Below are 18584 nucleotides of genomic sequence, written 5' to 3' on the forward strand. Positions count from 1 at the left end.
TAATATACATCGTGGAATATGAAACCAAGCCATGCCGAGGAACACTTTGATACAGAAAACCGCTGTCGCGCCCGCGTCGGCGGCCGATACATGGGTTGTTCAGGGCGTGTGGCAAGAGCCGCGATGTTCTTTCGGACAACGGCGCTTCGTTGGACGCCGCGTCCGAGCATTCCACCACTTCGGCGATACCGGGCGCCTCTCAGCATTGACCTTTGGAGCACACCATGGTTGACCATCCATTCCTGACCATAGGCGTCGTCATGAGCGCCTTTTTCTGGGTGCTGCAATGGGCGGGCGAACATCTGCGCATGTTCCTCTGATCCATCCGCCCCAACAAAAAGGCGCCCGCAGGCGCCCACAAAAAAGCCCGGCCAATTCCTGCGCCGGGCTTTTTTGTTCAAACACAGCACTCAGTCTTCGACAAAGGCCTCTTCGCGCTTTTTCTTGATGGAGGGCATGAGCACGACCACCAGCAACAGGGCCGCGATGGCCAGCAGGCTGGCGGACAACGGCCGCGTGACAAACACCGACCAGTCGCCGCGTGAGATCAGCAACGCCCGGCGCAGGTACTCTTCCATCATCGGCCCCAGGATCAACCCGAGCAGCAAGGGTGCGGGCTCACAGCCGAGCTTGATGAAGATGTAGCCGATCAGGCCGAACAGCGCCACCATCCAGATGTCGAACACGTTGTTGTTGGTGGAATAGACCCCCACGGCGCAGAACAGCACGATGGCCGGGAACAGCCATTTGTACGGCACGGTCAGCAGCTTGATCCAGATCCCGATCAGCGGCAGGTTCAGGATGATCAGCATCGCGTTGCCAATCCACATCGAGGCGATCAGGCCCCAGAACAGTTCCGGGTTGCTGGTCATGACCTGCGGGCCCGGCTGGATGTTGTGGATGGTCATGGCACCGACCATGAGCGCCATCACGGCGTTGGGCGGAATGCCCAGCGTCAGCAGCGGGATGAACGAGGTCTGGGCACCCGCGTTGTTGGCCGCTTCCGGTGCGGCCACGCCCCGGATGTTGCCTTGCCCGAAGGGCACTTCACCCGGGTGCAGTTTTGTCTTCTTTTCGATCGTGTAGGCCGTGAACGAAGACAACAAGGCGCCGCCACCGGGCAGGATGCCCAGCACCGACCCCAGCGCGGTGCCCCGCAGCACGGCCGGAAGCATGCGCTTGAAATCGGCGGCGGTCGGCATGATGCCGTGCACATCGCCCGTGAAGACTTCGCGGTGCTCGTCGGGCTTCGACAGGTTGCTGATGATCTCGCCGTAACCGAACACGCCCATGGCGATGGCCAGGAAGCTGATGCCGTCGGTGAGCTCGGGGATGTCGAAGCTGAAACGCGCCACGCCGGAGTTCACGTCGGTGCCCACCAGGCCCAGCAGCAGCCCCAGCACGATCATGGCCAACGCCTTGAGCAGCGAGCCCGATGCCAGCACCACGGCGCCGATGAGACCCACGACCATGAGGGAAAAGTACTCGGCCGGGCCGAACTTCAGCGCAATTTCGGTCAGCGGAGGCGCAAAGGCGGCCAGGATGAGGGTGCCCACGCACCCGGCGAAGAAGGACCCCAGACCGGCCGCGGCCAGGGCCGGACCTGCCCTGCCCTTGCGCGCCATCTGGTAACCGTCGATCACCGTCACCACCGACGAGGACTCGCCGGGCAGATTGACCAGGATCGCGGTGGTGGAGCCGCCGTACTGCGCGCCGTAGTAGATGCCGGCCAGCATGATCAGCGCGGCCACCGGGGGCAGCCCGTAGGTGGCGGGCAGCAGCATGGCGATGGTCGCCAGCGGACCGATGCCCGGCAGCACACCGATCAGGGTGCCCAGCAGGCAACCGACGAAGGCGTAAATGAGGTTCTGGAAGGTGAAGGCGACGCCGAAACCCAGCGCCAAATGGTCAAACAGTTCCATTGTGTGTGCTCCTGATCAGTTCGAGAGGAACGCAGGCCACACCGGGAACTGCAGGTTCAACAGATAAACAAACGCACCGTAGCTGCCGATGGCCAGAAAGGTGGCCAGGATCAGCGCCTCTTTCAGGCTGGCGCCTTTGCGCGCCATGCTCGCGATGAGCACCAGCGCGTAGATGGAGACGATGAAGCCCATGGCGGGAATGCCCAAGGCCGGCAGACCCACCAGCAACGCGCCGAAGGCCAGGTTGGCGCCCAGCACGTACCCCAGCGGACGCCAGGCAAACGCACCCACGAGGTCCCCGCCCGGCGGGCCGGCCTTGAAGGAATTGATGGTGACGATGATGCCCAGGATCACCAGCAAGATGCCCAGCATGAGCGGGAAGTAGCCGGGGCCCATGCGTGCACCCTCCCCCACTTCATAGGTGGTGGCGCCCCAGGCAAAGGCGCCGCCCACCGCGGTGAACATGAGTCCCGAGAAAAAATCTTTCTGACTGGCCAGGGCCACGATGCGTCTCCTCAAGTTTTGGATATGCACGCATTCTGAGGGCCGCAGGGGGCCCCGGCCATGTGGGTTACACCTACCCGAGGGCTGGTGCAACCCACGCCCGCGAGGAGGGGCGAACCGGTTACCAGCGGCCTTGGGGCTGTCTGGCGCGCACGAAGGAGGCGATCAGGCTGGCATGGGCGTCGCGCTGGGCCCGGCGGGCGAAGTCGATCGCGGTCATGCCCTGTTCATTGCGGATCATCGGGTCCGCGCCCTCTTCCAGCAGGAGTTGCACCACGTCCGTCGAACCGTAGTGCGCGGCCATCATCAGGGGCGTGCTGTGGTTGGGCGACTCGGCATCGATGTAGGCGTGGTGTTCCAGCAGCAGGCGCACCATGTCCGTGCTCACGGGCGTCGCGTTGCTGGCGGCGTAATGCAGCGGCGTCCAGCCCGGCTTGTTGACCTCGGCCTTGCGCTGGATGAGCCGGCGGGCCTGCGCCAGATGGCCTTTGAGCGCCGCCATCATCAATGGGCTTTCGCCCTGGGCGTTGCGCGCCTCGACCTGAACCACCGTCTGGTCGAGCAGGAAATCCGCCACCTTCAAGGATCCCTCACGCAGGGCCAGAAACAGCGCGTGGTCTCCATCGGCATTGCGGGTGTTCAGGTCAAAGCCTCGCAGAGTCAGCGCGATCACGGCCGATTCGTCGTCACGCACGACAGCTTTGAAATAGTCTTCAAATGATCCGGCGTGAAGCGTTCCTAAAAAACCAATAAACCATGAAATAACAATCAACTTTATCGATTTATTAAAGTCATTTCTCAGCATGGTTCACCCCGTCACTCGATCAAACAGGCATTCGAAATTGCGGCTGGTGGCCTCGGCCACGTCCTGCAGCGCCAGCCCTTTGATCTCGGCGATCTGCTGCGCCACGAAGGGCACGTAGGAAGGGTTGTTGGTCTTGCCGCGGTGGGGCACCGGCGCCAGGTAGGGGCTGTCGGTTTCGATGAGGATGCGCTCCAGCGGCACGAAACGGGCCACCTCGCGCAGGTCGGCGGCGTTGCGAAAGGTCAGGATGCCGGAAAACGAAATGTAGAAATCCAGCTCCAGCGCCGCACGGGCCACCGCCTCGGTTTCGGTGAAGCAGTGAAACACGCCGCGTGAAACGGCCTGGCCGGACGATGGCTGGGCCAGGCTGGAAAAACCACCCTCTTCGCGCAGGATGGCCAGCGTGTCCTCGGACGCGCTGCGGGTGTGGATCACCAGCGGCAATCCGGTCTGCCTTCCGGCCCGGATGTGCGTGCGGTAGCGATCGCGCTGCCATTCCATGTCGGCCACACTGCGCTCGCCCAGCCGGTAATAGTCCAGCCCGGTCTCACCGATGCCCACCACGCGCGGGCGGGCGGCCCGCGTCAACAAATCGTCCAGCGTCGGCTCCAGAACGCCCTCGTTGTCCGGGTGCACCCCCACGGTGGACCACAGGTTGGTGTGCTCGCGCGCCAGCGCGTGCACGTCCTCAAACTCTTCCAGCGTGGTGCAGATGCACAGCGCACGCTCCACCTGAGCCTGCTGCATGGCTTCGAGGATGGCGGGCAGCCGCTCGCGCAGCTCGGGAAAACTCAGGTGGCAGTGGGAGTCGGTGAACATGAAGCGGGGCGATCCATCAAAGACAGCGCCCGCCGGCCATGCGGGCAGGCGGGCGGGTGTTCAGCGGGGCTGGCGGGCGCAGCCGGACTCAAATGGTCTGGGTCGATCGTTCCGAACCCAGATGGGAACCCAGGATGTCCTCGATCCGGTGCTTGAGCAGGCGCGATTTTTCGTCGGCCGGGAAACGAATGCCCACACCCTGCGTGCGCCCACCCTGGGCCTTGGCGGGCGTGACCCAGGCGACCTTGCCAGCCACCGGGTAGCGTTGCGCGTCATCGGGCAGGCTGAGCAGCACGTACACGTCGTCGCCGAGGCGGTATTCACGCGCCGAGGGGATGAAGATGCCCCCATCGGAGAACAGTGGGATGTAAGCCGCGTAGAGCGCCGCCTTCTCCTTGATGGAGAGCTGGATCACGCTCGGGCGTGCGGCATTCGCTGACAAAGGAGGGGAAGTGCTCATGGCGCTCTAGTTTAGCGGCAAACCCGTGGCCAGCGAGCGGCCTGCTGGCCATGGGGCACAGCGGGCGGTACTCAGCCGCGGGTTGCCTTGCTGCCAAGCGCCAGACGGGTGCTGGCGACCCAGGCCTCTTGCATCAGACCCGGATTGAAGGGGTGTTCCACGGTGCGCGCGGCGTCCATCAGTTCGCGCGACCAGCGCGCCAGGATGCCCCAGCGCGGGGCCGCGGGCAGATGATCGGCGGCAAAAAAGCGCGGCGCGGCGCCCGAGGCCGACGCCATCAGATCGTGGCAGAGCTTTTGCAACACTTCGAGCTGCTGGGCCGCGGGCCAGTCGGCCAGGGTGCTCCAGTCCCCTTGGGCCAGCGCCTTGGGCAGCAGGCCCCAGGCTTGGGCGCTCAGCCCGGTGCGAGCCCAGGCGAGCGCGTCATCGGGTCGCCCGCCCGCCGCGAGCAGCCACACCCTGGCTTCTTCGGCGGTGGCTTTTGGCGCACCCTGCGCGCGGGCCTGCGCCAGCAGCCACTCCAGCGCTTCGTCCGGGTCCGGCCAGGTCATGGCGTGGGTCTGACAGCGGCTGCGGATGGTGGGCAAGAGCTGGTGCGTGGCTTCGCTGGCCAACACGAAGCGCGTGTCGCCCGGCGGCTCTTCCAGGGTCTTGAGCAGGGCGTTGGCGGTGACGTGGTTCATGCGCTCGGCCGGGTACACCAGCACCGCGGTGCCGCGTCCGCGCGCGCTGGTGCGCTGGGCAAAGGCCACGGTGTCGCGCATGGCTTCCACGCGAATCTCCTTGCTCGGCTTGCGCTTCTTGTCGTCGATCTCTTTTTGCGCCGACTCGGACAAGGGCCAGCCCAGGGCCAGCATCACGGTTTCGGGCATGAGGACCACGAAGTCCGGGTGGGCGTGGCTGCCGACCAGGTGGCAACTGTTGCACACCCCGCAGGCACCCGTGGCGGTGGGCGCTTCGCACAACCAGGCCTGGGCCAGCGCCAGGCCCAGTTCGTACTGCCCCAGGCCCGAGGGCCCCTGCAGCAGCCACGCGTGTCCGCGCTGCCCGAGCAGCCGCGAGAGCTGGCGCTGGATCCAGGGCGCGGGGGCCGTTGCGGCGTGGGACGGTTCCGTCATGGCCGTGCGCTCAATGCGAACCACCCGGAGCCACCGGCGTGCCGGGCCACCAGCCACGCCGCGCAAAAGTGTCGACGATGTCTTGCCAGACCCGCTCGCGGGGCTGGTCGGCGTTGATGCGGGCGAAGCGCTGCGGTTCGGCCTCGGCACGCGCGGCATAACCGGCCGCCACGCGCCGGAAAAACGCGACCGGCTGGGCCTCGAACCGATCGGGCGCGCGGGCATCGGCCAGACGCGCCGCCGCGATCTCGGCGGGCAGGTCGAACCACAGCGTCAGGTCGGGTTGGCGAATCGCGGGGGCCCGCACGGCGGGCGTGGTCTGTACCCAGCGCTCCAGCACCGAGAGTGTGGCCAGGTCGAACCCCCGTCCACCGCCCTGGTAGGCAAACGTGGCATCGGTGAAGCGGTCGCACAGCACGGCGTCCCCGCGCGCCAGCGCCGGCTCGATCACGTTCAGCAGGTGGTCGCGCCGCGCGGCGAACACCAGCAGCGATTCGGTCAGCGGGTCCATGGCCTCGCCCAGCACCAGGGCGCGCAGCTTCTCGGCCAGCGGTGTGCCGCCGGGTTCGCGCGTGAGCGTGACGCTGCGCCCCTGCAGGCGAAACGCCTCGGCCAGGCCCGCGATGTGCGTGGACTTGCCCGCACCGTCGATGCCCTCGAAGGTGATGAATAGTCCGGCGGGAAGGGGCGTGCTGGGTTCGGCCATGGTGTTCAGCGCTTGAGCTGGAAGCGGCGCACCGCAGCATTGTGCTCGTCGAGGGTGGCGCTGAACTGGCTGGTGCCGTCACCGCGCGCGACGAAATACAGCACCGGCGTGGCGGCCGGCTGCACGGCGGCCCGCAGCGAGTTCCAGCCCGGCATGGCGATCGGCGTGGGCGGCAGGCCGGCGCGGGTGTAGCTGTTGTAGGGGGTGTCGGCCTGCAGGTCCACACGGCGCAGGTTGCCGTCAAAGTGTTCGCCCAGGCCGTAGATCACGCTCGGATCGGTCTGCAGGCGCATGCCGATGCGCAGCCGGTTGTTGAACACGGCCCCCACCATCGGGCGGTCGCGCTCGACGCCGGTCTCTTTTTCGATGATGCTGGCCAGGATCAGGGCCTCGTCGGCCGAGCGCAGCGGCGTATTGGGCGTGCGCTCGGCCCAGGCCTGGGCCAGTCGCTCGTCCATGGCCTGCGCGGCCTGGCGCAACACGACCGATGCCGGGGTGTGTTTGACCATGCGGTAGGTGTCGGGGAAAAAACGCCCTTCGGGGTGGCGCTCCGGGTAACCGATGCGCGCCATCACCTCCTCCGGGCTCAGGCCGTCCAGGTCCTGCGTCAGGTCGGGCGAACTGCGCACCGCCTGCAGCAGGTCGCGGATGTTCCAGCCTTCGACCAGCGTCAGGCTGCGCAGCGCCTGCTCGCCGCGCACCAGCTTGTCCAGCAGGCTGCGCGGCGTGGTGCCCGGCGCGAATTCGTAGGTACCCGCCTTGATCGCGCGCGACTGGCCTGAAAACCGGAACCAGGCGTACAGCAGCACCGAAGAGGTGCGCACCCCGGCCTGGCTCACCGCCTGGGCGGCGGCGCGGGCCGACGCCCCGGGGGGCACGTTCACTTCCAGCGGTGTTTCGGCGCTTGCCGAGGGCGGCATGTCCAGAGGATTCTGCAGCCACCAGGCACCCAGCGCGGGCAGCAGCGTGGCGACGACGACAGCAACGACCAACAGTTTGAAAGCGCGCATCAGGGGCTTGGGTTGAACAGGGGCAGGAAGGGGGGATAAACCAGGGTCAACCCGGCGGCGAACCGGGCCAAAGATCATAATCGACCGCTGTTTCCCAGCCCTTTGATCACCCGGCCCCACCATGACCCTTGTCACCCCTTTCACCACGCTTGACCCGGCCCGGCTGCAGGGCGCCACCCCCCTGCCCCAACTGGGGGTGATCCGCGCCCAGGGCGAGGACGCGGCGAAGTTCCTGCACGGGCAGTTGACACAGGATTTTTCGCTGCTCGGCCTGTCCGAGGCGCGGCTGGCCGGCTTCTGCTCGGCCAAGGGCCGCATGCTGGCCAGTTTTGTCGGCTTCAAGCGCGCGCACGACGACATCCTGCTGGTCTGCAGTCGCGACGTGCTGGCCGCCACGCTGAAACGGCTGTCCATGTTTGTGTTGCGCGCCAAGGTCAAGCTGGTCGACGCCAGCGATGCGTTCCAGATCTGGGGCCTGGCGGGTGCCGCGTTGCCCGCAGGCGCGCAGAAGCCCTGGAGCCTGACCGGCGGGCCCGATGACGGCCAGACGGTGCGGCTGTACCCGGGCGCGGGCGTGGCACGTGCCCTGTGGGTGGCACCGGCCGAACAACCGGCCCCGGTCGGCGAGCGTTTGCCCGAGATCCTCTGGGCCTGGCTGGAGGTGCAGAGTGGCGTGGCCACCCTCACCCAGCCCATCGTCGAGGCCTTCGTGCCGCAGATGCTCAACTACGAGTCGGTCGGCGGCGTGAACTTCAAGAAGGGGTGTTACCCCGGCCAGGAGGTCGTGGCCCGCAGCCAGTTTCGCGGCACGCTCAAGCGCCGGGCCTATCTGGTCCATGGTGACGGACCGCTGCAGGTGGGGCAGGAGGTGTTTCACGACAGCGACGCCAGCCAGCCCTGCGGCACCGTGGCCGCCGCGGCGCCCCACCCCGAGACCGGTTGGGACGCCATCGTCTCCATGCAGACCAGCGCCGCGGCCGGGGGCCAGCTGCGTGCGGGCAGCGCCGATGGCCCGGCACTGGCCGTATTGCCCCTGCCCTACCCGCTGCTGGACGACATCTGAGCGCCTGAGCCGGCCACGCACGGCACGGAAACCGCCATGTGCCTGATTGCTTTCGCCATCGACGCCGATCCGGCTTGCCCGCTGCTGATCGCGGCGAATCGCGACGAGTTTTTCGACCGCCCCACCGCACCGCTGCACCGCTGGACGCTGCCCGACGGCCCCACCGTGGTGGCCGGGCGCGACCTGCGCGACGGCGGCACCTGGCTGGGCGCGAGCGACACCGGTCGCGTGGCCATGCTCACCAATGTGCGCAGCGCCCAACCCGGCCCCGGCCAGCGCAGCCGGGGCGAGCTGGCCACCCGCTGGCTGCGCGGTGACAGCGACGAGGCGGCCCTGCTGGCGCACATCGACCCGGCTGCCTACGGTGGCTTCAACCTGGTGGTGGGCGACTTCCGCAGCGGTGTCTGGGCCTGGCTCAGCAACCGCCACCCCGAGCACCCCCACGACGACGGCGCCGTGGCCCTGCACCACCAGCGCTTGCCCGGCGGCGTGTATGGCCTGTCCAACGCCGCGCTGGACACACCCTGGCCCAAGACCGAACGTTTGAAGGACGCGCTGGGCGCATCGCTGCGGCGGATGGCGGCGACGGACGAAGCCTGCGGCTGGTTGCCGCCCCTGACCGAAGCGCTCGCCGATCGGCAGGCGGCAGCCGCGCACGAACTGCCGCTGACCGGTGTGCCGCCCGAGGTGGAATCGGCACTGTCCAGCCCCTTTGTGCGCATGCCCGAGCGCGGCTACGGCACACGCAGCAGCGTGGTGCTGCGCGTGCAACCCGCGAAGAAGCCCCCTCAGGCCGAGGCAGATGCCCCTCGCTGGCAGGTGCAGATCAGCGAATGGACACACACACCCGGCCCCGCGCCGGACGGCCCGCACGCCTGGGCCGAGCAGGCCCGGCGCAGCGAAACCCTGGTCTGGTGAAAGCGGGCAGACCGCATCCGCGGCGCCACGGGACCCTCAATGCACGAAACGGTCCAGCCGAGCCGCGTTGTGGGGGACGTCCTACCGCAGCGGAACGAACATCTCCTGGTGGGCGATGCCCGCTTCGTCGAACGGCTCCCCCCGGCGCTGGTAACCCAGGCGCTCGTAAAACCCCTCGGCGCTGCGCTGCGCGTGCAGCATCACCTCGCGATCACCGCGCGCGCGGGCCGCGTCCGTCAAGGCCTGCAACACCTGCTGGCCCAGATGGCCGCCGCGCAGCACCCGGTTGACCGCCAGCCGGTCCACCTGCGACACGCCCGGTGCGCCGGTCGGGATCAGCCGCCCGGTGGCCACCGGCTGGCCCAGCCGGTTGTGGGCCACCGCGTGCAGCGCCGTCAGGTCCGCCTCGTCGTGCTCCAGGTCTTTGGGGATGCGCTGCTCCTGCACGAACACCTCGGTGCGGATGCGCTGCGCGTCGGCGCCGAGTTCGCTCCAGGCGCCCAGCCTCACCGTGCTCATGGTCTCGCCGGCCTCGTAGCCCATGAGAATGTCGCGCAGGGCCTGCGGCACCGGGCGCGAGGTCTGGCTGCTCGGATCGGCGAACACGTAGACGATGTCGCCCGAGATCAGGTGTTCGTCGCCCCGGAAGATGGCGCCGGTGAACTGGATCGATGAGGTGCCGATGCGGCCGCATTTCATGGCCACCTCGATCTGGTCGTCCACCCGCGCCGAGGCGTGAAACTCCAGCGTGGCCTTGACCACATACAAATCGCCTTCGAGCCGCTGCATGGCCGCCTCGTAGGGCAGCGCCAGCGCCCGCCAGTAGTCGGAGATCGCGGTGTCGAAGTACATCAGGTAGTGCGCGTTGAAGACAATCTTCTGCATGTCCACCTCGGCCCAGCGCACGCGCAGGCGGTGGACAAAGCGGAAGTCGGATCGTTTGAGGCTCATGGGGGGCTCCGGGTCGGTGGCGGTGGGCTCAAAAAGCCAGGGCCGTCAAGCATAGTGCGGCCGGGCATCCGTGGCGGTCGCCGGTTTGTCCGGCGGATGGGCGCCCAGCACCGCCCATCCATTACCTCGGATTCAAGCGCCCGATCCCCAGGCCTGGCGCAGCGCACGCGCCGCATCGTTGTGGGCTTTGAGCGCCTGCGGGATGGCGCGGCCGAACTGGATGAAGCCGTGCACCACGCCGGCGTAGATCTCCAGATCCACCGCCACGCCGGCCATGCGCAGCCGGTCGGCGTACAACACGCCCTCATCCACCAGCGGGTCGCATTCGGCCAGCCCCATCCAGACCGGTGCCACGCCCTCCAGGTCGCGCAACTGGCCGCGTTCGTCCACGCCATCGAGTGGCGCGAAACGCCAGTCGTCGCGTTCGGCCGGGCTGCGCAGGTAGTGGCCAAAGAAAAAGCCGATGTGTGCTTCTTCGAGCAGGAAGCCCTTGGCGAAGCTGTGGTGCGAGGGCGTGTTTTGGTGGCCGGCGGTGCCGGGGTAGAACAGCAGCTGCAGCGCCAGTGGCCAGCCGGCGTCGCGCGCGGCGATGGCCGTCACGGCCGACAGCGTGCCGCCCGCGCTGTCGCCGCCCACAGCGATCCGGGCGCCCTCCAGGCCCAGCGCCGGCGCCTGCTCGCGCAGCCAGGCCAGGCTGTCCCAGGCGTCGTGCACCGCGGTGGGAAAAGGCCACTCGGGCGCGAGCCGGTAGTCCACCGAGAGCACCGCGCAGTGGGCCAGGTGCGCCAGGTGCCGGCACAGCGGCTCGTGCGTGGCCACACTGCCGATGGTGAAGCCGCCGCCATGAAAGAAAAGCAGCACCGGCAGCGGCTGCCCGGTCGCGGGCGCGAACAGGCGTGCCGGCAGGGCGTGGCCATCGCGCGTGGGGATGCGCAGGTCTTCCACGCGCGCGAGCTTGTGTGGGGAAACCTCAAGCACACCCGCACCGGCTTCGTAGGCCTGTCGGGCCTGCTCGGGGGACAGGGCGTGCATGGGCGGATGCCCGGCGCGGGCGATGCGGTCGAGCAGTCCGCGCATGGCGGGCGTGAGCAAGGCTCGGGGGTTGGCGTGGTGCGGCATGCGGTGCGTTTTTTGTGAGGTCTGGCCGCCGAGGTGGCCCATGTCCTGTGCGGGACCGTCGCATCGAGTGCGGCATTGGCCCGGGAGCGCTGCGGTCGTATAGTTTTGAATCCTAATTCAGACCACAACACAGCGAGACAAGCATGGCCCAGATCCTCTATGTGACCAACATCCTGATCGACTTCGGCGCCCTGGCGCAACTGCAGGCCGAGTGCGAGCGGGTGGGCATCACACGCCCGCTGATCGTGACCGATGCGGGCGTGAAGGCCGCGGGCCTGCTGGACAAGGCCCTGGCCGCCCTGCCCGACCTGCCCGACCTGCAGCCTGCTGTGTTCGACCAGACGCCGTCGAACCCGACCGAGGCCGCCGTGCGCGCGGCCGTGGCGGTGTACCGGGCGCAAGGCTGCGACGGACTCGTGGCGCTGGGCGGCGGCAGCGCCATCGACTGCGCCAAGGGCGTGGCCATCGCCGCGGTGCACGAAGGCCCGCTGAAGACCTACGCCACCATCGAAGGCGGCTCGCCGAAGATCACCGACCGCGTGCCGCCGCTGATCGCCGTGCCCACCACGGCCGGCACCGGCAGCGAGGTGGCGCGCGGTGCGATCGTGATCGTGGACGATGGCCGCAAGCTCGGTTTCCACAGCTGGCACCTGGTGCCCAAGACCGCCCTGCTCGACCCCGAACTCACGCTGGGCCTGCCGCCCATGTTGACCGCGGCCACGGGCATGGACGCGATCGCCCACTGCATGGAAACCTTCATGGCGCCGGCCTTCAACCCGCCGGCCGACGGCATCGGGCTGGACGGCCTGATGCGTGGCTGGGCGCACATCGAGCGCGCCACCCGGGATGGCCAGGACCGCGAGGCGCGGCTCAACATGATGAGCGCCAGCATGCAGGGCGCGATGGCGTTCCAGAAAGGGCTGGGCTGCGTGCATTCGCTCAGCCACAGCCTGGGCGGCGTCAACCCACGCTTGCACCACGGCACGCTCAATGCGATGTTCCTGCCCGCCGTGATTCGCTTCAACGCCGAGGCCGAGTCGATGAAAAAGGACCGGCGCCTGGACCGCATGGCCCATGCCATGGGCCTGCACAGCGGCAGCGACGTGCCCGAGGCCATCGAGGACATGAACGCCCGCCTGGGCCTGCCCAATGGCCTGGCCGCCATGGGCGTCACGCCCGACCTGTTTGACAAGGTCATCGAAGGAGCCCTGGCCGACCACTGCCACAAGACCAATCCACGCATCGCCAGCGCACAGGATTACCGCGCCATGCTCGAAGCGGCCATGTGAGCGGCCTGCACGGCACCCCCGATCGGGGGATACTTGGCGCCCAGCATCAACGAACCGGAGACCGCATGAAAGCCGTGAACATCCTCAAGACCATTGGCAACACGCCACACGTCCGCATCAACCGCCTGTTTGCCGGGGCCTCGCAGCAGGTGTGGATCAAGTCCGAGCGCAGCAACCCGGGTGGCTCCATCAAGGACCGCATCGCGTTGTCCATGGTGGAAGACGCCGAACAGTCCGGAGCCCTGCAGCCCGGAGGCACCATCGTCGAGCCCACCTCGGGCAACACCGGCATCGGCCTGGCCATGGTGGCCGCCGTCAAGGGCTACAAGCTGGTGCTGGTCATGCCCGACAGCATGTCCGTCGAGCGCCGTCGCCTGATGCTGGCCTACGGCGCCTCGTTCGATCTCACGCCGCGTGAAAAGGGCATGAAAGGCGCCATCGCCCGGGCCGAAGAGATCGTGGCCAGCACCCCTGGCGCCTGGATGCCACAGCAGTTCAACAACCCGGCCAACGTCGCGATCCACGCCAAGACCACGGCCGCCGAAATCGCCGCCGATTTCCCCGAGGGTGTGGATGTGCTGATCACAGGCGTGGGCACCGGCGGCCACATCACCGGCTGCGCGCAGGTGCTGAAAGCGAAATGGCCCCAGCTCAAGGTGTACGCGGTGGAGCCGGTGGCCTCGCCCGTGATCTCGGGCGGCAGCCCGGCGCCCCACCCGATCCAGGGCATTGGCGCGGGTTTCATTCCCAACAACCTCGACACCACGCTGCTGGACGGCGTGATCCAGGTGGACGCCGAACCCGCCCGAGAGATGGCGCGCCGTTGCGCGCGCGAAGAAGGCATGCTGGTGGGGATTTCGTCGGGCGCCACGCTGGCGGCCATCGCGCAGAAGCTGCCGGAACTGCCAGCCAACGCCGTGGTGCTGGGTTTCAACTACGACACCGGCGAACGTTACCTGTCGGTCGACGGTTTCCTGCCGGCCTGAGGAGGCCGCAAGGCGTCAAAGGGAGTGCCCGAGGGCACATCCCTCCCCCCATGGAAGCCATGGGGTCGCTGGCTTTCGTCAGGCGCTTTCCTTGACGACGCGCCCATGGAGCGGCTGCAGGGGCCGCGCGTTGGCGTTGTACAGCTGGCGGAACGCCTTGATCTGCTGGGCGCCCAGCTTCACGGGTTCCTTGAGCACCATCCATTGCACGCCCTCGGAACAGGGCGGCGTGGTCAACGAGCCGGCAAAGCTGTAATAGCCCTTCTTGGCGGGCAACAGGGTGCTGGCATCCAGGGTGAGGCCGTCCACCGTCAGTTGCTCGCCCACGCGTGGCAGGTGCTCGAAGATCGGCGCCCAGGCCGCATTGGTCTTGCCGGGCTGGATCAGCACGGCCACCACGCCCAGCTTGCCGTCCTCGCCCTTGTGCACGAAGTGCGCCACCATGGCCGCGCGCTTGCCGCCAATGGCTTCTTCGCTGGGGGTGTGGAAGTGGAACTGCAGCAGCTCCATCGCCTTGCCATCCACCACCAGCTTGCTGCCCGAAGGCATGTTCACCTGCACGGTGTGCCCGTTGTTGACCAGCGTGGGGGCGCCAGCCGTGTATTGGAAGTCCAATGCGGGCAGCGCTTCTTTCACGGTGTTGCGAATGTCGATGGGGCTTTGCGCCATGCCGCGTGCGCAGGCTTCGAAGCCGGGTTCCAGCGCGCCCCAGTGGGCGGCGCCGTGTTCACCCTTGTATTCCCAATGCGGGCGGGCCCCTTCCGCGCCAGCCCAGGTGGCGGCGCACAGTGCGAGAGCGGCCACGGTGGTGTGCCGAATCAATTTCTGGTAATTCATGGTGTTATTGAAGACAGGTGAGGAAATGCCGCAGCCTGTCTGCACATCCACCGCACGCGCCGTGGCCCACCCCATGCATCACGGAAGGCCACTGGCAGCGCGGCAGGAACACAAACCGGCACACAACACTGACCCCGCAAGCTGCGGGGTCGCCGGATTCTGAACAAACACGCCGCAACACGGCGGCATGCATCGCGCAAGGCCCTGATGCCGTGTCAGGCAAGCCGAGGAACGGCCTGGCCTAAGCACTGAGCATGTCAGATTTCTCAATGAAATCAGGCGAGTGCAACGGCTTCTTCAATAAAACCTTGAACTTTGAGGCCGTGAGGCCCGCCGGGCCCGATCAGATGCGCGAGAGCTTGTACTCGATGAATTCGCTCGGGTAGCCCTCGGCGTCCTTGCCGGAGTCCGGGTCGCCGATCTGCAGCAGGGTGCCGTCGCTGTGCAGCAGCACCTTGCTCGAACCCTGGTCGGAGGTGCCGGTGAACTTGTCGGCGGTCACGCCCGCGGTCACCTTGGTGCCCACGTGGGTCATCTGCAGATTCGTCAACACCTTTTCAGACTTCACGCTCGGGCCTGAACATGAGGTGCCGATGTAGGCATAGGCGATCACGTCGCCCGAAAAGCCGGTGGCGCTGGTCTTGGTGATGTCGGCCCGCAGGTGGGCCGAGGCGCCATCGTCGGTGTAGCACTCGCTTTCCCAGGATCCGATGTATTTGGCCACCACGTCGCCCGACGTATCACCGGGCAAAGGATCGTCGTTGCCACCCCCGCAGGCCGTCAGGGTGGCCATCGCCAGGCCCAGGCCGATCAGTTTGAAACGGGTGTATGTCGTCTTCGTCATCATGGAAATCCCAAGGTTGGGTGAAACGGTGAAACCGGGTCCTGGTCGGGCCTGTGGCTGCAGCTGCTTCACGGGTCAAAGTAGCGCGGATTGTGCAGGACAAAAAACGCCCGCTCGGTGCGATCGGACACGGAGCCCGCCATGGAGCCCCGGTTTTACACCTGCTTGCATCCGCCGGTCTCGGGCGCGGGCGGCGGTGCCTTCAACCGCCCCGCACCATCGCCAGCACCTTGCCCGCGTCCAGCGTCTGCGCCGTGGCCTGGATCTGTGGCAGGTATTGCGCCTGCATCTGCTTGGCCGGCTCCAGCAGGTTCTGGAAGGTTTCCTGCAGCAGCGCAGTGCTCATCACCCGGCCGCCCGCGTAATAACGCTTGGCCACCTGGCCCAGCGCATAGGTGGTGGCAAAGGAAAACGCCACGCCCGTGGCCGCTCGGCCCAGCCCGCCGAGCATGCGGCCCGCGGCGGCACCGATCAGCCCTCCCAGCAGCTTGCGGCCGAACTGTTCGAGGTACTGCGACGTCAGGCCCACGCCCACGGCGGCGATGAATTCGCGGATGTGTCCCTGGTCAAGCTCGACACCGTGCGCCTTGCCAATGTTGTAGACCATGCGCACCTGCAGCGGAATGATGGCCATCGAGGCCCAGGACTGCGGCAGCAGCTCCAGCGCGCCGTTGAGCAGCGCCGCGTTCAGGATGGTTTTGTCGAGCTGGGCGTCGAGCGCGGTATCGAGCGGCGCGGCCCGTGGCACCGGTGGCGCCGCCGGCGTGGTGGCGGCCACCGGCACGGGCACCGGGGCGGCCTCGTCGGCCGCGTCCAGGAGGGCCGCCACCTCGCGCTCGAACGCCAGGGCCTGCGCCGCGTCCAGCTGCAGACGGGTCTTCAGGTCGGCCAGGAAGGCGGCCTCAGCCGGGCTCTGGCGCCCGTCCGCATCGCAGACGCACACCGCCATTTCGTAGGCGAGCTGGCGCTGACCGGCGTCCGTCAGGCCAGCCACGGCATCGGCCAGCGAAACGCGCTTGAGCAGCACGTCCTGGTAGAGCCGGGTCAGCCCGGCGCCACCGGGCTCCTGGCCGAGTGTGTCCGCCAGGTGGCGAATGGCCTCGCGCTCGGCGTCGGCCTTGTGTCCGTCCGAAAACGCGGCCAGCAAGGCGATGCTCAGAATGGACTGTTGTTCTTGAGGGGACATGGGCGATGCTCTCCTGGGTTGCGTTGGATGCGCCGAGTATGGGCTGCGGGCATTTCAGGGCCAAGGGGTCTGGTATCAAGACCTTCGTGGGTCCAACGGGATACCCGGTGCGTCTGGACCGCGACCCGCGCCGCAACCCCGATAATCCCCGCATGCGCTTTCTGATCGACTTTTTCCCCATCGGCCTTTTCGTCGCGGCCTACAAACTGCACGACATCTACACCGCTACCGCTGTGCTCATGGTGGCCACCGTGGTGCAGACCGCCATCATCTATGCCATTGACCGGCGGTTGCAGACCTTGCACAAGGTGACGCTGGTGCTGGTGCTGGTGTTCGGCACGCTGACCCTGGTGCTGCAGGACGAGCGCTTCATCAAGTGGAAACCGACCGTGTTGTACGCGAGCATGGCCATCGTGCTGGGGGCGGCACTCTGGGGCTGGAAGAAGAACTTCCTGCAGCTTCTGCTGGGCAGCCAGTTGACCTTGCCCGCCCCGGTGTGGGCGCGGCTCACCGTGATCTGGATCGGCTACTTCCTGTTCATGGCGGGCATCAACGCCTACGTGGCCGCGTACTACTCCACCGAAGACTGGGTGAACTTCAAGCTCTGGGGCTATGTGTTCCCGGTGATCTTCATCGTGGGCCAGGGGCTGTACATCGCGCGCTATCTGAAAGACGACGGCTCCGCCGCCAACGGGGAACCGAAACCATGACAGAGACAACCCTGCCCACGGCCGAGGCACTGGACGCGACCCTGCGCGCCGCGCTGGCGCCCACCTGGCTGGAGGTGCTCGACGAGAGTGCCGCGCACGCCGGCCATGCCGGCGCGAACGCGCTGGGGTATGGCACCCACTTCCGGGTGCGCATCGGTGGGCCGGCGTTTGCCGGCAAGAGCCGGGTGGCCCAGCACCGGCTTGTGTATGATGCGCTGCAAAAATTCACCGGCGCGGGCCTGCACGCGCTGGCGATTGAAATCAAGGTCTGAACCCTTTTACCGATGCACGCACCGCCAACCGCCCCGCCCGTTGGCCCCGACACACCCTGACACCTTTTTTTGCGGCCGCCGCGCCATGCAACTTCGCTGCACACGGCCGCTCCAACCCCTTTTTTCAACCCGAGGAACACCATGAAATTTTCCCTGTCGGCCCTGACCGCGGCCGCCCTGATCGTCGCTGCGCCCTGGGCCGCCGCGCAGAACGTGGCCGTTGTGAACGGCAAAGCCGTGCCCACCGCGCGCGTGGAAGCGCTGGCACAGCAGGTGGCGGCGTCCGGCCGCCCGGTGGATGACACCGTGCGCGCACAGCTGAAAGAAGAAGTGGTGCTGCGCGAGATCTTCGTGCAGGAAGCGCAGAAGCGCGGCATCGCCGCCACGCCCGAATACAAGACCCAGATGGAACTGGCCCGCCAGACCATCCTGATCCGCGCTCTGTTCGCCGACTACCAGAAGAAGAACCCGGTGAGCGACGCCGAGGTGCAGGCCGAGTACGACAAGTTCGCCGCGGCCAACGGTGGCAAGGAATACCGCGCCCGCCACATCCTGGTGGAAAAGGAAGACGAAGCCAAGGCCATCATCGCCTCGCTCAAGGGCGGCGCCAAGTTCGAAGACATCGCCAAGAAGCAGTCCAAGGACCCGGGATCCGGCGCCAACGGTGGCGATCTGGACTGGGCCGCCGCCGGCAGCTACGTGGCCGAGTTTTCCGAAGCCATGGTGAAGCTGGACAAGGGCCAGATGACGCAGGAGCCGGTGAAGAGCCAGTTCGGCTGGCACATCATCCGCGTGGACGACGTGCGCCAGGCCCAGTTGCCCAAGCTCGAAGAGATCAAGCCGCAGATCGCCCAGCAGATGCAGCAGCAGAAACTGATGGCGTTCCAGCAAAGCCTGCGCGAGAAGGCCACGGTCAAATAAGAAACGACGGTGGTGCGCCGCTTCGGCGCCCTTCCCTGCTGGCGAAAAGCGCGACCGAGGTCGTGCTTTTTTTTGTGCTCGCGCATCGGGCTCGAAGAGCCGTCGTTACAACAATATTTGATCAAATATTTGACGACTATGGAT

General features: G+C 67.1%; 19 protein-coding genes and 1 pseudogene. 7 read left to right on the forward strand and 13 right to left on the reverse strand.

Annotated elements, in window-relative coordinates:
- Positions 1-410 precede the first annotated feature (410 nt).
- The 8 genes from AC07YZ_RS02200 to mltG all read right to left on the reverse strand — a co-directional run bounded on the left by AC07YZ_RS02200 (position 411) and on the right by mltG (position 7344).
- Entirely contained in the window at positions 411-1922 is a 1512-nt protein-coding gene (locus AC07YZ_RS02200; protein WP_226492943.1) for a tripartite tricarboxylate transporter permease, read from the reverse strand.
- Positions 1923-1937: 15 nt separating this feature from the next.
- Positions 1938-2426, reverse strand: a complete 489-nt coding sequence (locus tag AC07YZ_RS02205) for a tripartite tricarboxylate transporter TctB family protein (RefSeq protein WP_226492942.1) — start codon at positions 2424-2426, stop codon at positions 1938-1940.
- A gap of 121 nt (positions 2427-2547) precedes the next feature.
- A complete protein-coding gene (locus AC07YZ_RS02210; RefSeq protein WP_264181850.1) occupies positions 2548-3231 on the reverse strand; it encodes an ankyrin repeat domain-containing protein in 684 nt (227 codons plus the stop codon).
- Positions 3232-3234: 3 nt separating this feature from the next.
- Positions 3235-4050 carry a TatD family hydrolase gene (locus AC07YZ_RS02215; RefSeq protein WP_226492940.1) on the reverse strand — a complete coding sequence of 272 codons (816 nt, stop codon included), beginning with the start codon at positions 4048-4050 and terminating at the stop codon, positions 3235-3237.
- An 88-nt stretch (positions 4051-4138) separates the two neighbouring features.
- Positions 4139-4510, reverse strand: coding sequence for a PilZ domain-containing protein (locus AC07YZ_RS02220; protein ID WP_226492939.1), 372 nt, complete (start codon positions 4508-4510; stop codon positions 4139-4141).
- A gap of 71 nt (positions 4511-4581) precedes the next feature.
- Positions 4582-5628: a DNA polymerase III delta subunit-related protein gene (locus AC07YZ_RS02225; protein WP_226492938.1), complete on the reverse strand. Its 1047-nt coding sequence runs from the start codon at positions 5626-5628 to the stop codon at positions 4582-4584.
- 10 nt (positions 5629-5638) lie between these two features.
- Positions 5639-6334 carry a dTMP kinase gene (tmk, locus tag AC07YZ_RS02230; protein ID WP_494793543.1) on the reverse strand — a complete coding sequence of 232 codons (696 nt, stop codon included), beginning with the start codon at positions 6332-6334 and terminating at the stop codon, positions 5639-5641.
- A 5-nt stretch (positions 6335-6339) separates the two neighbouring features.
- Positions 6340-7344 (reverse strand): endolytic transglycosylase MltG, encoded by a 1005-nt coding sequence (mltG, locus tag AC07YZ_RS02235; RefSeq protein ID WP_226492936.1) that lies wholly within the window; start codon positions 7342-7344, stop codon positions 6340-6342.
- A 121-nt stretch (positions 7345-7465) separates the two neighbouring features.
- On the opposite strand from mltG, the gene ygfZ reads away from it, so the two are divergent.
- Together ygfZ and AC07YZ_RS02245 are read left to right on the forward strand one after the other, a co-directional pair.
- Positions 7466-8407 (forward strand): CAF17-like 4Fe-4S cluster assembly/insertion protein YgfZ, encoded by a 942-nt coding sequence (gene ygfZ, locus AC07YZ_RS02240; protein ID WP_494793544.1) that lies wholly within the window; start codon positions 7466-7468, stop codon positions 8405-8407.
- A gap of 36 nt (positions 8408-8443) precedes the next feature.
- Positions 8444-9325 carry an NRDE family protein gene (locus AC07YZ_RS02245; RefSeq protein ID WP_494793545.1) on the forward strand — a complete coding sequence of 294 codons (882 nt, stop codon included), beginning with the start codon at positions 8444-8446 and terminating at the stop codon, positions 9323-9325.
- 81 nt (positions 9326-9406) lie between these two features.
- Here the strand turns inward: AC07YZ_RS02245 and AC07YZ_RS02250 are convergent, their stop codons facing one another.
- Entirely contained in the window at positions 9407-10276 is an 870-nt protein-coding gene (locus AC07YZ_RS02250) for a YbgC/FadM family acyl-CoA thioesterase (protein ID WP_494793546.1), read from the reverse strand.
- Positions 10277-10408: 132 nt separating this feature from the next.
- Positions 10409-11395: an alpha/beta hydrolase gene (locus AC07YZ_RS02255; protein ID WP_494793547.1), complete on the reverse strand. Its 987-nt coding sequence runs from the start codon at positions 11393-11395 to the stop codon at positions 10409-10411.
- Between the two features lie 143 nt (positions 11396-11538).
- On the opposite strand from AC07YZ_RS02255, the gene gbd reads away from it, so the two are divergent.
- The gene (gene gbd / locus AC07YZ_RS02260) at positions 11539-12684 is read left to right on the forward strand and encodes a 4-hydroxybutyrate dehydrogenase (RefSeq protein ID WP_494793548.1); all 1146 of its coding nucleotides are present in this window, start codon (positions 11539-11541) and stop codon (positions 12682-12684) included.
- Between the two features lie 65 nt (positions 12685-12749).
- On the forward strand, positions 12750-13670 hold the full coding sequence (gene cysK, locus AC07YZ_RS02265; RefSeq protein ID WP_226492931.1) for a cysteine synthase A: 921 nt from the start codon (positions 12750-12752) through the stop codon (positions 13668-13670).
- A 78-nt stretch (positions 13671-13748) separates the two neighbouring features.
- Here the strand turns inward: cysK and AC07YZ_RS02270 are convergent, their stop codons facing one another.
- The 3 genes and pseudogenes from AC07YZ_RS02270 to AC07YZ_RS02280 all read right to left on the reverse strand — a co-directional run.
- A complete protein-coding gene (locus AC07YZ_RS02270) occupies positions 13749-14507 on the reverse strand; it encodes a carbonic anhydrase (protein ID WP_494793549.1) in 759 nt (252 codons plus the stop codon).
- Positions 14508-14850: 343 nt separating this feature from the next.
- Positions 14851-15351 carry a hypothetical protein gene (locus AC07YZ_RS02275; RefSeq protein WP_226492929.1) on the reverse strand — a complete coding sequence of 167 codons (501 nt, stop codon included), beginning with the start codon at positions 15349-15351 and terminating at the stop codon, positions 14851-14853.
- A gap of 202 nt (positions 15352-15553) precedes the next feature.
- Positions 15554-16549, reverse strand: a pseudogene (locus AC07YZ_RS02280) (YcjF family protein); the annotation flags it as partial.
- Positions 16550-16689: 140 nt separating this feature from the next.
- Here AC07YZ_RS02280 and AC07YZ_RS02285 point away from each other — a divergent pair.
- The 3 genes from AC07YZ_RS02285 to AC07YZ_RS02295 all read left to right on the forward strand — a co-directional run bounded on the left by AC07YZ_RS02285 (position 16690) and on the right by AC07YZ_RS02295 (position 18440).
- Positions 16690-17247: a septation protein A gene (locus tag AC07YZ_RS02285; protein ID WP_226494729.1), complete on the forward strand. Its 558-nt coding sequence runs from the start codon at positions 16690-16692 to the stop codon at positions 17245-17247.
- Positions 17244-17519 (forward strand): BolA family protein, encoded by a 276-nt coding sequence (locus AC07YZ_RS02290; RefSeq protein ID WP_494793550.1) that lies wholly within the window; start codon positions 17244-17246, stop codon positions 17517-17519. The genes AC07YZ_RS02285 and AC07YZ_RS02290 overlap by 4 nt, the downstream gene beginning before the upstream one ends.
- A 141-nt stretch (positions 17520-17660) precedes the next feature.
- Entirely contained in the window at positions 17661-18440 is a 780-nt protein-coding gene (locus tag AC07YZ_RS02295; protein WP_226492926.1) for a foldase protein PrsA, read from the forward strand.
- Positions 18441-18584 lie beyond the last annotated feature (144 nt).

The organism is Hydrogenophaga sp. GW101-3F08, assembly GCF_059424585.1.